The 13,416-nt window shown below is 38.8% G+C and carries 15 protein-coding genes; 8 read left to right on the plus strand and 7 right to left on the minus strand.

Annotation, left to right across the window (positions count from 1 at the left end; translation table 11 throughout):
• Positions 1-6: 6 nt before the first annotated feature.
• On the minus strand, positions 7-1,371 hold the full coding sequence (locus AAGS61_RS14245; RefSeq protein ID WP_391373168.1) for an FAD-binding oxidoreductase: 1,365 nt from the start codon (positions 1,369-1,371) through the stop codon (positions 7-9).
• 243 nt (positions 1,372-1,614) lie between these two features.
• Positions 1,615-2,175 carry a YufK family protein gene (locus AAGS61_RS14250; protein WP_391373171.1) on the minus strand — a complete coding sequence of 187 codons (561 nt, stop codon included), beginning with the start codon at positions 2,173-2,175 and terminating at the stop codon, positions 1,615-1,617.
• A 161-nt stretch (positions 2,176-2,336) separates the two neighbouring features.
• Here AAGS61_RS14250 and AAGS61_RS14255 point away from each other — a divergent pair, with 161 nt between their 5' ends.
• Genes AAGS61_RS14255 through mnhG form a run of 7 tightly spaced genes read left to right on the plus strand, consistent with a single transcriptional unit; the run spans position 2,337 to position 8,095 of the window.
• Positions 2,337-4,754: a Na+/H+ antiporter subunit A gene (locus AAGS61_RS14255; protein WP_391373174.1), complete on the plus strand. Its 2,418-nt coding sequence runs from the start codon at positions 2,337-2,339 to the stop codon at positions 4,752-4,754.
• Positions 4,741-5,163 carry a Na(+)/H(+) antiporter subunit B gene (locus AAGS61_RS14260; RefSeq protein WP_391373177.1) on the plus strand — a complete coding sequence of 141 codons (423 nt, stop codon included), beginning with the start codon at positions 4,741-4,743 and terminating at the stop codon, positions 5,161-5,163. Before AAGS61_RS14255 ends, AAGS61_RS14260 begins: the two co-directional genes overlap by 14 nt.
• A complete protein-coding gene (locus AAGS61_RS14265) occupies positions 5,163-5,504 on the plus strand; it encodes a Na(+)/H(+) antiporter subunit C (protein WP_391373180.1) in 342 nt (113 codons plus the stop codon). The genes AAGS61_RS14260 and AAGS61_RS14265 overlap by 1 nt, the downstream gene beginning before the upstream one ends.
• Positions 5,497-6,984 (plus strand): Na+/H+ antiporter subunit D, encoded by a 1,488-nt coding sequence (locus AAGS61_RS14270; RefSeq protein ID WP_391373500.1) that lies wholly within the window; start codon positions 5,497-5,499, stop codon positions 6,982-6,984. Before AAGS61_RS14265 ends, AAGS61_RS14270 begins: the two co-directional genes overlap by 8 nt.
• Before the next feature lies 1 nt (position 6,985).
• Complete coding sequence (locus tag AAGS61_RS14275; protein WP_391373183.1) at positions 6,986-7,465, plus strand: Na+/H+ antiporter subunit E; 480 nt, start codon at positions 6,986-6,988, stop codon at positions 7,463-7,465.
• Positions 7,462-7,743, plus strand: coding sequence for a Na(+)/H(+) antiporter subunit F1 (locus AAGS61_RS14280; RefSeq protein ID WP_391373185.1), 282 nt, complete (start codon positions 7,462-7,464; stop codon positions 7,741-7,743). The genes AAGS61_RS14275 and AAGS61_RS14280 overlap by 4 nt, the downstream gene beginning before the upstream one ends.
• On the plus strand, positions 7,727-8,095 hold the full coding sequence (gene mnhG, locus AAGS61_RS14285) for a monovalent cation/H(+) antiporter subunit G (RefSeq protein WP_391373188.1): 369 nt from the start codon (positions 7,727-7,729) through the stop codon (positions 8,093-8,095). The genes AAGS61_RS14280 and mnhG overlap by 17 nt, the downstream gene beginning before the upstream one ends.
• A gap of 58 nt (positions 8,096-8,153) precedes the next feature.
• On the opposite strand, the gene AAGS61_RS14290 is transcribed toward mnhG, so the two are convergent.
• Both AAGS61_RS14290 and AAGS61_RS14295 read right to left on the minus strand, forming a co-directional pair.
• A complete protein-coding gene (locus tag AAGS61_RS14290) occupies positions 8,154-8,393 on the minus strand; it encodes a hypothetical protein (RefSeq protein ID WP_391373191.1) in 240 nt (79 codons plus the stop codon).
• Positions 8,394-8,556: 163 nt separating this feature from the next.
• The gene (locus AAGS61_RS14295; protein WP_391373193.1) at positions 8,557-10,053 is read right to left on the minus strand and encodes a leucyl aminopeptidase; all 1,497 of its coding nucleotides are present in this window, start codon (positions 10,051-10,053) and stop codon (positions 8,557-8,559) included.
• A 137-nt stretch (positions 10,054-10,190) separates the two neighbouring features.
• On the opposite strand from AAGS61_RS14295, the gene AAGS61_RS14300 reads away from it, so the two are divergent.
• Positions 10,191-10,664 (plus strand): divergent PAP2 family protein, encoded by a 474-nt coding sequence (locus AAGS61_RS14300; protein WP_391373196.1) that lies wholly within the window; start codon positions 10,191-10,193, stop codon positions 10,662-10,664.
• A gap of 92 nt (positions 10,665-10,756) precedes the next feature.
• Here AAGS61_RS14300 and AAGS61_RS14305 read toward each other — a convergent pair whose 3' ends face one another.
• From AAGS61_RS14305 to AAGS61_RS14315, 3 genes are all read right to left on the minus strand, one after another.
• The gene (locus tag AAGS61_RS14305; protein WP_391373198.1) at positions 10,757-11,086 is read right to left on the minus strand and encodes a YuiB family protein; all 330 of its coding nucleotides are present in this window, start codon (positions 11,084-11,086) and stop codon (positions 10,757-10,759) included.
• Between the two features lie 95 nt (positions 11,087-11,181).
• Positions 11,182-11,679, minus strand: coding sequence for an NUDIX domain-containing protein (locus tag AAGS61_RS14310; protein ID WP_391373201.1), 498 nt, complete (start codon positions 11,677-11,679; stop codon positions 11,182-11,184).
• A gap of 323 nt (positions 11,680-12,002) precedes the next feature.
• Complete coding sequence (locus AAGS61_RS14315) at positions 12,003-13,214, minus strand: NAD(P)/FAD-dependent oxidoreductase (RefSeq protein WP_391373203.1); 1,212 nt, start codon at positions 13,212-13,214, stop codon at positions 12,003-12,005.
• Positions 13,215-13,416 lie beyond the last annotated feature (202 nt).

Genomic DNA, 13,416 nt, shown 5'->3' on the forward strand with positions numbered 1-13,416 from the left:
CTCCCCTTAGTCGATAAAGATTTTTCCTGGATTCAAAATATTATTTGGATCAAATGTATGTTTAATTTGTTTCATCAACCCATAAGCTACGCCATGTTCAGCTGACTGGTATTTAGCTTTACCTACACCCACACCATGCTCACCTGTACATGTTCCCCCTTTAGATAAGGCAAACTCTACTATATGTTCATTCAACTCTTTTGCTAATTGAATCTCTTCTTCACTGGATAAATCAATCATTAATAGTACATGGTAATTGCCATCCCCTACGTGCCCAACAATTCCTGCTTCCATTTGCATGCTATCAATTTTGGCACGTGTATTTTCAATCGCCTCCGGTAATGAGTTTATTGGTACAACTACATCTGTTGTCATCAATTTCTTTCTAGGTGAAGAGTGAATATACGTATAGGCAAGATTATGACGTAATTCCCATAAATGATTGCGGGCTTTTTCATCTTGTTCGAAGGCAAAATTCAGGCAGCCGATATCTTGCAAAATTTCTTGTGCAAATGCAATATCTGCATTTAGCCCCGCTTCATTACCATGGAATTCTAAAAATAATGTTGGTGCTTCTTCAAATGAAACGTCCGAATGAGCATTCACTAATTGGATACTGCGCTGATCTACAAGTTCCATACGCGCCATCGGAATACCCGCCGCTGTAATGGCAACGACAGCATCAACTGCTTGCTGTACTGTTGGGAATGTAGCACGAGCCGCCATAATTTTTTCTGGAATTCCATAAACACGTAAGACCAATTCTGTAATAACCCCTAATGTCCCCTCTGAACCGACCATTAACCCATTTAAATGAATACCTGATGAAGATTTTGCTGCTAAACCGCCTGTACGAATAATGCGTCCATCTGCTAGTACAACTTCTAAATCACGTACTTGATCACGCATAATGCCATATTTAACAGAGGTTGTACCACTTGCATTTGTCGCAGCCATTCCTCCGAGTGTCGCATCTGCCCCTGGATCTACAGAGAAAAATAAACCAAATTTCTTTAATTGTTTATTCAGCTGTGTTCGCGTAATCCCAGGCTGAACACGTACTAAAAAGTCATCGTTGCGAATTTCCAATACTTCATTCATTAAAGACATATCAAGCGATATTCCACCATTATACGGAATAACATGTCCTTCTAAGCTCGTCCCAAGACCAAATGGTACTACTGGAATTTTGCGTTCATTCGCAAACTGTAATATTTTACTAACCTCTTCTGTTGTCCTCGGAAACACTACCACATCCGGTAAATGTGGCTTGTGATACGACTCATCCTTACTGTGTTGTTCCAACATGACTTCATTCGTTGTGACTTGATCAGTTGGAAGAATCGCTTTTAATTGTTCGATGTAACTCATTTTCTTTCCACCCCACCATAATAGGTCCAACCAATTTACTCAAAAAAGATTGAACATTGTAAAATATTAAAACTTAAACGCCTGTTTACATCATAAGTAAACTCTAATGGTCCAACCTCCCCTAGAATATACTTAATTTTCTAAAAATACAATATTTTTTGTGAAATAATTTTAATTTCAAAAAAAAAAAGAAAAAGCATTTATAACGTCTATATGACGTTATAAATGCTTTCTTTCATCTCTCTATACAAACGGTAAACTAGCAATTACTCCATTGTATAACTTGATGACGATGTATACAATCACTGTACTAAATAGCGTCCAAAATAAAATTTCAAAAAAGATTAATCCAATCAGTCCCGTTAAGCTCATAAAATGACTCATTTTATATACTGTGTACACAAAATAAGTGGCTACTGTTACAACAAAAATACTAATTAATAAGGCTAGTGACTGGATACCCGCTGCTGATAGTAACGCCCCAAAAAATAAAATGACGTAACCTCCACGTGCTACACTCATCGTTTCTCCGTTTTGATCCTTCGAGAAAAATAACATGCCCAGTTCATGAATGGTTTCTCCTATAAGCTTGAGCGCTGAAAAAAGCATAAAAAAACAGAGCGCAAACAGTATAAGTAAAAATACTTTTAGCTCCATATCCGATAAAAACTCTCGCATGCCTGCATATACACCAATTGCTTGAAATAAGTTCATCGATTCTGAAACAGCATAAATACCAAATGTTAAACTAAAAAGTAAAATCGTAAATAACGGTAAATAACCATATAAATATGGATTTTTCATAAAATTTTAACCCCATTTTTTTATTGTTCCTTCATATTTAATAATACCCAATAAATATCGCTCCTCGCAACAACAGAAGGTAATAGTTGGCATGCAACGATACGAACTTTACGCTATAATTGGCTTATTGATATAAAACACATTTGAAAGGAGGCATTGCAATGCAAGTACTTGCCATATTCATTCCGATAATTGCAGCACTTTTGTTACCTTTACTATTTAAAAAAGTTCGAGCGATACACACGGGATGGTTTGTACTGCTAGTGCCACTCGCTTTACTAGGCTACTATATTCCATTTGTTAAAACAACGATGAATGGAGATACCGCTATCTCTACATTCGAGTGGATTCCGTCATTAAATATTGCTTTCACTTCTTATTTAGACGGATTGAGCATACTTTTTTCTATTTTAATTACAGGAATTGGCTCATTAGTGGTGCTGTATTCGATCTTTTATTTAGATAAAACGAAGGAACAACTGCATAACTTCTATATTTATCTATTAATGTTTATGACTGCGATGCTCGGGGTCGTACAATCTGACCATGTCATTACACTTTATTTATTTTGGGAGTTAACATCGATTTCATCGTTCTTGCTTATTGGCTACTGGTTTAATCGAGATAAATCTCGCTTCGGTGCCTTAAAGTCGATGATGATTACGGTTGCTGGTGGTTTAATGATGCTTGGGGGCTTCGTTTTACTGTCCATCATGGGGGATTCCTTCTCTATTCGTGAGTTGATTGCCAATGCTAGTACTATTGCTAACGGAGAATATTTCACATTAGCGTTAGTACTCATCTTACTTGGGGCATTTACAAAGTCCGCACAGTTCCCATTCTATATCTGGTTACCAGATGCAATGGAAGCGCCTACACCTGTGTCAGCATATCTTCACTCTGCTACAATGGTGAAAGCGGGCATTTACTTAGTTGCACGCTTTACGCCTATTTTCGCGGTGTCGGAAGTATGGATTTGGCTTGTTGCGGGAATCGGGTTATTAACATTATTGTGGGGCTCTTTATTTGGCGCAAAACAAACGGACTTAAAAGGTATTTTAGCTTTCTCAACAGTGAGTCAGCTTGGTCTGATTATGTCCTTATTAGGTGTCAGTGCAATGGCCTTCCATGTAGAAGATGCAGCAAGCAATATGTTTAAATATGCTGGGTTCGCAGCGATTTTCCATTTGATTAACCATGCGACATTTAAAGGAAGCTTATTCATGATTGCTGGGATTGTGGATCATGAAACAGGTACACGTGATATTCGCAAACTCGGCGGCTTAATGAGCTTAATGCCTGTCAGCTTTACTGTTGCATTAATTGGTAGTTTCTCGATGGCGGGACTTCCTCCATTTAACGGTTTCTTGAGTAAAGAAATGTTTTTAACAGCCATGCTTTCGGTTCAAGATTTCAACTTATTCAATTTTGAGACATTTGGTGTACTATTCCCGATTATTGCTTGGGTAGCAAGTGTATTTACATTTGTGTATAGCTTCTACTTTGTGTTTAAAACCTTTACAGGTAAATTACAACTAGAAAAACTACCAAAGAAACCACATGAAGCACCAATCGGCATGTTAGTTTCACCTGTCATTTTAGCAAGCTTTGTTGTGGCGATTTTCTTCATCCCGAATATTATTGGGACTTATTTTGTGAAGCCCGCTGTGGCAGCTATACAGCCATTCCTTTATACATCACCTGAGCAAATAGATGTACATGTACAGGCATGGCACGGGTATATTACAACAGAATTACTGATGACGATCGGTGTAGTCATTATCGGTTTACTGCTATTTGTATCGCTTGCCAAATGGCAAAAAGCATACTATGTATGGCCAAATAAGCTATCATTCAATAATTTGTATGATTTCGTCATGAATAGTGTATTAGAACAAGGAATGGAGAGCTTCTCTAAACTTTATATGACTGGTTCCATCCGCAAATATTTAACGTATATGTTTGCAGCCATTGCAGTGATTGTTATTGGTACTTTGTTTATTACAGATGCTTTTGTCATATCATTTGAAAACGTTTCACCAATCGCGATTTATGACATCATACTAATCGTTGTCCTGGTCATTGGAACACTGACAACACTATTAGCCAAAACTCGTATTACAGCGATTGTCGGTCTTGGGGCAGTCGGCTATACAGTCGCGCTGTTCTTCGTTATTTTCAATGCACCTGACTTAGCATTAACACAGCTTGTAATTGAAACGATTTCTGTTGCGTTATTTTTAATGGTATTTTATCACTTACCTAAACTTGAGCGTGTCGAAGAACGTATGCGCTTCCAAATTGGACGAGCAATTATCGCGATTGCCGTGGGAGCAATGGTCACACTACTTGCCTTATCCGCTCACTCACAGAAATTGATTGCATCCATCTCAGCGTATTATAAGGAAACGGTATACTCCCTTGCAGGTGGGGGCAATATCGTTAACGTTATATTAGTAGACTATCGTGGCTTTGATACATTATTTGAAATTGCCGTACTTGGTATTGCAGGTATGGGTATTTACGCCATGATTAAATTACGTTTAAACAGAAAGGAGAAAGCAAATGAGAACCAATAATTTAATCTTGCAATTTACGTCTAAAATTGTGTTCTTTATGATTTTCTTCTTTGCTGTGCATATTTTCTTTGCAGGACACTATACACCCGGTGGCGGTTTCGTCGGTGGCCTTTTAATGGCGAGTGCCATTGTTTTACTTGTGGTCGCTTATGATTTAAAAACCGTGCAAGCGATTTTGCCGCTAAATTACATGTATATGACAGCGACGGGGCTCATTTTAGCATTAGGAACTGCCGCATTTCCGATGTTCCTAAACAAGCCCTTCTTTACACATTCTTATGATTACTTTAACTTACCGTTAATCGGAAAGACGTCGCTTCATACAGCAGCATTGTTTGATCTTGGTGTATTTTTAGTTGTTGTCGGTGTGACAATGACCATTATTCAAACGATTGGGGAGGATGAATAATGGAAATTGTAATGGCTTTTGTATGCGGCTTCTTATTTATGGCTGCGATTTATTTAATTTTATCGCGTTCCCTTTTGCGCATTATTATTGGAACAGGTTTACTCAGTCACGGGGCACACTTACTCATTTTAACAATGGGTGGCTTTGGTGGTGACCATCCACCTGTATTAGCAGATGGCGTCACAAACTATGTTGACCCGCTTCCACAAGCGCTTATTTTAACAGCGATTGTTATTTCGTTTGGGGTTACGGCATTCTTCCTCGTACTCGCTTATCGTTCCTATCAAGAACTTGGCACAGACGATACGACTAAGATGAAAGGAAGCGAAGATGATGATTAACTTCCTATTAATTCCGATTATCATTCCATTTTTTATGGGGATGGTATTAATGTTTTTACAAAACAATATACGACTACAGCGTATTTTAACGTTACTTACACTATTTTGTGCTTCGTCCATTTCGTTCCTTGTCATGTTGAAAGTAAAGACGGATGGTATTCAATCCGTTACATTCGGGAACTGGCCTGTACCATTCGGGATTACAATGGTCGCTGATGGCATGTCTACATTATTAGTGTTTACAACATTCGTTCTCGCGTTCTTCATTGCTTGGTATAGCTTTGAAACAATTGGACGTGAGCGAGAACAATTCTTCTACTACCCTGGCTTATTATTTATTTTAACTGGGGTAACAGGGGCATTTACAACAGGCGATATTTTCAACTTATTTGTATTCTTCGAAGTGTTGTTAATGTCTTCTTACCTATTGATTGTGCTCGGTGGAGAAAAAAGACAACTCCGCGAATCGATTAAATATATTTTAGTGAATGTCATTTCATCTGCTTTATTTGTCATTGCAGTCGCCTATTTATATTCAGTTGTTGGCACGTTAAGTATGGCAGACATTTCAGTGAAAATTGCTGAAATCGGTCAACCAGGTATTATTACAACGATTGCTGTGTTGTTCTTAATGGTTTTTGGCTTAAAAGCAGCGATCTTCCCGCTTTACTTTTGGTTACCTAGCTCATACGGTGCAGCACCCATTCCAGTGCTTGCGCTATTCGGTGCATTACTGACAAAAGTAGGTGTTTACGCGATTATGCGTACATATACACTGTTCTTTGTACACGATGTAGCGTATACGCATGAGTTACTATTAATCCTAGCGGTTCTAACAATTGTAGCTGGTTGCATCGGTGCACTTGCGACATTCAATGCAACACAAATTATCATCTATAATATCGTCATTGCCGTTGGGGTTATTTTATTTGGTGTTGCCCAAATGAATGAAATTGGCTTAGAAGGCGCAATGTTTTACTTAGTACACGATATGATCATTAAAGCTGTGCTATTTATGCTTGTAGGGATGATTATTTATATCTCTGGCACGGCTAACTTGCGAAAAATGGGCGGCCTGATGAAAACATATCCCGCACTCGGTTGGTTTTATTTAATTGCTGCATTCGGTTTAGCTGGTATTCCACCACTTAGCGGATTCGTTGGAAAGCTATTAATTGTACAAGGTGGTTTCGAAGCAGGAAATATTTGGAGTAGTATTTTTATTTTAGCCTCTAGTTTAATCGTATTACTTTCCGTTATTCGCATTTTCATTTATGCGTTTTGGGGGAGTGACGGTGAGCGTGTGACGATAGAGAAACATCGCTACAATCGTATGTTTTATCCGACAGCTATTCTTGTGATCATATCCATTGCATACGGTGTTGGGGCAGAATGGGTCACACCATTTATGGACAATACTGCAAAAATACTTGTCGATCCAACGATTTATGTCGATGCCGTGATGAAAGGAGGAGAATAACATGGCCTTGCAAATTTTACTTAACTTCTCCTTAGCATTTTTATGGATGTTTTTATCGGATCACTTTACAGCAAACGGCTTTTTAATCGGCTTTCTTTTAGGAGCACTTTCCCTTGTCATTATGCGCCGCTTCTTTACAGGGCGCCTGTATCTGGAACGTGTTTGGTCCGTTATGAAATTAACGCTACTATTTCTAAAAGAGCTTGTCCTGGCTAATATAGCCGTATTAAAGGTTGTATTAAGACCAAAATTGGATATGCAGCCAGCATTTTTTAAATACGAAACAGCATTAACAAAAGAATGGGAACTAACACTACTCTCAAGCTTAATTACATTAACGCCTGGTACAGTCGTCGTGCATATTTCGGATGATAATAAATACTTATACATTCATGCGATTGACTCGGCAGATATTGATGACACAATTGCATCCATTCGTAATTCATTTGAAAAAGCTATTTTGGAGGTGAGCCGCTTATGACAATATTTATTTGGAGCTCCATTGTCCTCATTACGCTTTCGATGATTGTTATTATTTATCGGCTCGTGAAGGGACCCGATGCCTCTGACCGTGTCATTGCACTGGATACAATTGGCGTCTGCTTAATTTCATTAGTCGGCTTGTTTTCAATCATGGTAGATACAAGTTTCTTCTTGGAAATTATTTTATTGTTAGCGATTTTATCGTTTATCGGTACAGTTGCTTTCTCTAAATTTATAGAGAAAGGAGATATTATCGAACGTGACAACTCTCGCTAATATTTTAATTATCACTTTTATCGCGATCGGTGTATTATTTATCATTGTCACAGCAATCGGCTTATACCGACTGCCTGACTTATATACGCGTGCCCACGCTGCCTCAAAAAGTGCAACACTTGGTGTTATGTGTATTTTACTCGGTGTATTCTTCCACTTTTGGCTCATTGAAAATCATTTCAATGCTCGTATTCTACTTGGGATTTTATTTATTTTCATTACAGGTCCTGTTGGCGGACATATTATGAGCCGTTCATCGTATATCGCCGGTGTCAAACCTTGGAAAGGTACCGGGCATGATGATTTAAAAGAAGAAATTGAACGAATGAAAAAAGAACAAGGGATTCAATAGTTAAAGCACACAAAGCTTACGCTTTGTGTGCTTTTTCACCTGTTGAAAATAGTCAGCATTAGTAGTATGGATATGATGGGTATGGTCCGTATGGTGGATACGGTCCATATGACGGATATGGTGGGTATGACGGATATCTTGGATATGGTGGATAGATGGCATTTCCTAAAAAGCTACCTAAAAATCCGCCTAAAAATGGGCCGCCAAATGGGAAAAAACCTCCCCCAAAACCAGGTCTGCCATAAAATCCGCGCCCTGGTCCTCTGTTATGGCGATATCCTCCGTAAAAGCGTGACATTACATCCCTCCTCTATCATTAAAGTATGATAAAAGACTAGAGATACACTCGATATACGCCTATATGGTACACTAACTACAAAATTTCAAACAGAAAAAGCAAGCTATCACCTAACTGAAGCGATAGGATACCTTTCAATACATTTTAACTCATTATCTTGATTTTATTTTACCTGCCTAACAAACGTCGCCAATGTACGCACCATCACACCTGTACCGCCTTTTGGACCAAGGTCATGGGCCGCATTGGCATCCGACGTCCCGGCGATATCTAAATGAATCCAAGGTGTATCTTCTGCAAACTCACCAACAAATCCACCGCCAAAAATCATATGCCCGTCACGACCTGGTGAGTTGTTTAAATCCGCCATATCCGATTTGCGAATACGTTTTTTATCTTTCTCAGTGAGAGGTAAGCGCCACACGAATTCATCTGTTTCTACCGCTGCCTCCATAAAGCTTTCAAAGAATTCCTCGTTATTTGTTAAAGCACCTGTTTTGTCCATACCAAGTGCGACAATGACACCACCTGTTAATGTAGCCACATCAATTAAGTAGTCGGCTCCTTGCTGTTTGGCATACGTAACAGCATCAGCTAATACTAAGCGCCCTTCAGCGTCTGTATTTAACACTTCTACGGTCTTCCCACTGTATGTTGTAATGACATCATCTGGCTTAAAGGCAGTACCTGACACCATGTTATCTGTTGCCCCAATAACCGCGACAACATTGCGCTTCGGACGTATTTCACCAATAATTTTCATCGCACCAAGAACAGCCGCTGCACCACCCATATCGCCTTTCATACCGACCATTGACTCCCGTGGCTTTAATGAATAGCCACCTGTATCATATGTGACCCCTTTTCCGACAAAGCCAATAACATCTTCCCATTGATCTTTTGCCTGATATTTTAGCGTAATTAAACGGGGTTCTTCCGCTGAGCCTTGGTTGACACTTAAAATGCCGCCCATCCCTAATTGTTCAAGCTGTGCTTTATCTAAAATCTCTACTTCAAACTCATATTGCTTCGCTAGCTCTACTGCATAATTCGCTAAGTCTGTCGCGGTTAACATATTAGGTGGTAAGTTCACTAAACTTCGCGCTTCATTCACCGCTTCTGCATAAATCCGCCCTTCGTTAAAGCTAGCTACCATTTCTTCCATATGAGCTGTTGTGACAAATTCTACGCCATCAAGATATGTGTCCGGTTCATTTGATGATGTTTTATAATTTGGTACAGTATAAAAGCCCATATGAATGCCTTCTGCTGCAAGGAACGCCACGTCTGTTTCTGCCATTGCTGGTGTGACAAATGAATCTAACCAAATGGCATAGTCATTTACTTTTAACGCTTTTAGCTCTTTCCCTACTAAACCAAATGTTTCACGTAAGTTTTCCTTTGTCACTGTTTTTCCTTCTCCTAAGCCAACAAATACTACACGTTTTATATTGGTATTTGCTGTAGTGACAGGAAACTTCATGATTTTTTTACGATCCGAGCTAATTTCCCCTACACGAATCCATGTATCTAATGTGCTATCGAAAAATTCACTAAAAGCCGACCAATTTTTCATTTGTTCACGGTGTTTTTGCACCCCAATAATTATCGTTTCTGCCGTTATAGATGAAAATGTTTTACTTTGGGCAATAATCGTCATATAAAAGTCCCCCTTCAATATTCATTTCTACTTTATTATAACGCTTTCCTGATTATTTCGGTTAGCGAAGTTTATTTTTTTCACTTTTTAGAAAATATGATATGATGGTGACAACTTCTTTTGAAAGGGATGATGTGATGGCACTCCTTCAAAACACTCCTCTAGTCCTAGGATTACTGGCAATACTTGTTGTACAATTTTTAAAAGTCCCTATTTATTTTATTGTGACAAAAAAAGTAGACTGGTCACTATTAACGTCTACAGGAGGGATGCCGAGTTCGCATTCAGCTGCTGTGACAAGTGTAGCAACGGCCGTCGGGTTTGAAACGGGCTTTGATTCTCCTACCTTTGCTGTGGCAGCCATGCTAGCTATGATTGTCATGTATGACGCTCGTGGCATTCGTTATCAAGCGGGACAGCATGCAGCTGCCTTAAATGAGATTCGCCGTGATTTACAAATCTTTTTTCGCGATATTAAACGTTGGCCTAAAATGAATGAAGAAGAAAAAAATCAGGAGTTGAAAACATTATTAGGTCACAAAAGAAGTGAAGTATTGATAGGTGCTTTAGCAGGAATGGTCTTAAGTTGTACCGTCTATATATTGATTTAAAAAGCGTGTCTCCATGTGTGAGACACGCTTTTCCATTAGACTTTATTTGCGCTGTAATACATAAGAAAAAACATGCACCGAAATGATGCATGTTAAAACATTCTATATCCTGCTTTTCGTAAGTAAATCATAACAATTCCCGCAACGATAGCTCCCGCAAATCCACCAGACAAAATAGCAATATCTACAATTTGCAGTGCTTGCAGTTTATCCATTAGTGCGGGAAATGCTGTTCCTGCCTTAAAAATATAATCAAGGAAGCTGACTTCATCTACGATCAATACAACAACAACTGGATACACAATTGCCATAAGCCATGTCATGCGAAGTAGCATGTTTAATAAAAAACCAATACCAAAAAACATCACGAAAAATAGCACGACTGAAATGATTAATTGAACTAAAGAAACAGAACCACTCATCTATGTAAACCCTCCAATTTTCCTTTCATAAGTTTACATGATAAATTGAAGGCTTTCAATGTTCCTGTTTAGTTTGTCCCTCTATTGTCACATGTCTATTTTTTGATAAATAAATTGTATTTCGTATAACCGAAAACTTCTTCCGGAACGATATGATCCATATTGTCTAACATATGATGCTCTACTTGACTCTGTGCTACTTCCTTTAGCATTTGATTAGCTTGTTCATCAACGGCTAATTGCGCTGGCGTCATCCAACCCGCCTCTGAAATTTCACCCTCCTGCACGATAATAGGTTGCGTATCGTCTACAAGAGTGCAGTAAAGAATCGCCATATTATCACTGATTTCACCACGAATAACCCCTGTCCTAAAGCCAACTAACCCTTTGACGATACAATCAATGCCTGTCTCTTCTTTTACTTCACGAACAGCTGCATCATCAATCGTTTCTCCTTCTTGAACAAACCCAGCAGGCAGTGACCAACGCCCTTTTAGCCCGCTATAGCATTTTTTGACGACAAGCCATTCGCCCTTGCTATTTTCAACGATGCCACATGCCCCTAGCCATACTTTTCCTCGGTCTTTTTTCATGCCTGTATCAACCCTTTACATAAATTACTACCTATTATAGCGGGTAGTAGTAGTACATATAAAGAAAAACACCATCCTTTTTAAGATGATGTTTAGGTATTGAACTAAGAAAAGCGCAAACGCCCTCTCTAGCCCCGACATGCGTTGGAGAAAGGCTCACAGTGTGCTTGCCACACGAAGAGACTTTCGAAATGTCACGAGGGGCTGGTCCGCTTGCACTAGACACTCTTTAAACTAGAAAAATTTTATACTTTCTTATCTTTCAAAAAAAAGACAAAGCCATCAATGTGGCTTTGTCTTTTTAATGCTACATAGGCATTACATTAGAAGAATTTGAACTTCCCTTTTTTCAGCGTTAAACCTACGCCACCTACTAAGAATAATGCGCGGTCGTCAACTACTTTTTTCAGCGCAGAAGCTGTTTTACCCGTATATTTGCGACCTAATGCGTCACCAATTGCATCTTCATGGCCTAAAGAGCACACTGCACCTTTATCAGAATATACGAATGTTTCTGTGTCTTCGCCATTCATTAAGTGTTTGATGTTTTTCGCGATGTTTACGGCTTGTTGCATAGCAATTTGAGCTGTTGGTGGGTACGGACGGTTCGCTTCTTTGTTTAGAAGGAATGCACAATCACCTACTACGAATACATCATCAAAACCTGGTGCACGCATATCTTCACGAACAGCGATACGAGCACGGTTGTTTTCGATACCTGAAGTTTCTACTAAAGCGTTACCACGTACTCCTGCAGCCCAGATCACTGTACCTGCTTTGATGAATTCGAACTCGTCTTCACCTTTTTTAATTTTAACGCCCTCTTCAGTTGCTTCTACAACTGGTGTGCCGATTGAAAACTCAATTCCTTTTTTAGACAATTGCGTTTTTGCATATTCTACAAGCTGTGGATCAAAACCTGGTAATACCATTGGTGCTGCTTCTACACAAAGTACACGTACTTTTTCTTGTGGAATATCAAATTCTTTACAAAGTTCTGGCACACGGTTACCAAGCTCACCTAGTAACTCAATACCAGTAAAGCCTGCACCACCTACAATGATTGTCAGTTTGCTGTCATCTTTTTCTTCATCTAATGACCAAGAAGCGAATTGATATTCGATATGCTCACGAATTTGACGAGCAGCGTTTAAGTTTGCTAAAGAAAGTGCATACTCTTTTAAGCCTGGAATACCGAAAGTCTCACCTTCAAAACCAAGACCTATTACTAAATAGTCATATGTGAATTCACCCGCAGATGTATCAACTTTTTTCGTATTTACATCAAGACCTTGAACTGTTGCTTGTACGAAACGGACGTTTTGGTTAATTACGCTTGAAATTGGATAACGGGCTTTGTCTGGAGAAATAGTACCAGCTCCAACTTCATGTAACCAAGTCGTTTCATAGTGATAATCATTTTTATTAATTAAAATGATTTCTGCTTGATCACCGCTGATCATCTTTTGTAAATTAACAACAGTAGTCAATCCGCCATATCCTGCGCCTAATACTAAAATTGTTGGTCTTTTCACTGGAATCAAAACCCCTTTAATTTTATTGTACTAGCGCAAGACAAACAAAAAAGAAGTACAAAATATATACTTCAGTAGTTTGTTACGCTAGGTCGACATATTTTTCGACATTAATTCCTAACTATTATACTATAATAGCCCTTTTCCACCGTAATTTCAATACATTAATGCATACTATAAAAATTTCAACACGTATATCCGT

This window comes from Lysinibacillus sp. KU-BSD001, assembly GCF_042920265.1.
Taxonomy (GTDB): Bacteria; Bacillota; Bacilli; order Bacillales_A; family Planococcaceae; genus Lysinibacillus_B.

Excerpts from the sequence above, each read along its gene's own strand:
- AAGS61_RS14245 (WP_391373168.1), bottom strand. The coding sequence starts at position 1,371 with ATGAGTTACATCGAACAATTAAAAGCGATTCTTCCAACTGATCAAGTC.
- AAGS61_RS14250 (WP_391373171.1), bottom strand. The coding sequence starts at position 2,175 with ATGAAAAATCCATATTTATATGGTTATTTACCGTTATTTACGATTTTA.
- AAGS61_RS14255 (WP_391373174.1), top strand. The coding sequence starts at position 2,337 with ATGCAAGTACTTGCCATATTCATTCCGATAATTGCAGCACTTTTGTTA.
- AAGS61_RS14260 (WP_391373177.1), top strand. The coding sequence starts at position 4,741 with ATGAGAACCAATAATTTAATCTTGCAATTTACGTCTAAAATTGTGTTC.
- AAGS61_RS14265 (WP_391373180.1), top strand. The coding sequence starts at position 5,163 with ATGGAAATTGTAATGGCTTTTGTATGCGGCTTCTTATTTATGGCTGCG.
- AAGS61_RS14270 (WP_391373500.1), top strand. The coding sequence starts at position 5,497 with ATGATTAACTTCCTATTAATTCCGATTATCATTCCATTTTTTATGGGG.
- AAGS61_RS14275 (WP_391373183.1), top strand. The coding sequence starts at position 6,986 with ATGGCCTTGCAAATTTTACTTAACTTCTCCTTAGCATTTTTATGGATG.
- AAGS61_RS14280 (WP_391373185.1), top strand. The coding sequence starts at position 7,462 with ATGACAATATTTATTTGGAGCTCCATTGTCCTCATTACGCTTTCGATG.
- AAGS61_RS14290 (WP_391373191.1), bottom strand. The coding sequence starts at position 8,393 with ATGTCACGCTTTTACGGAGGATATCGCCATAACAGAGGACCAGGGCGC.
- AAGS61_RS14295 (WP_391373193.1), bottom strand. The coding sequence starts at position 10,053 with ATGACGATTATTGCCCAAAGTAAAACATTTTCATCTATAACGGCAGAA.
- AAGS61_RS14300 (WP_391373196.1), top strand. The coding sequence starts at position 10,191 with ATGGCACTCCTTCAAAACACTCCTCTAGTCCTAGGATTACTGGCAATA.
- AAGS61_RS14305 (WP_391373198.1), bottom strand. The coding sequence starts at position 11,086 with ATGAGTGGTTCTGTTTCTTTAGTTCAATTAATCATTTCAGTCGTGCTA.
- AAGS61_RS14310 (WP_391373201.1), bottom strand. The coding sequence starts at position 11,679 with ATGAAAAAAGACCGAGGAAAAGTATGGCTAGGGGCATGTGGCATCGTT.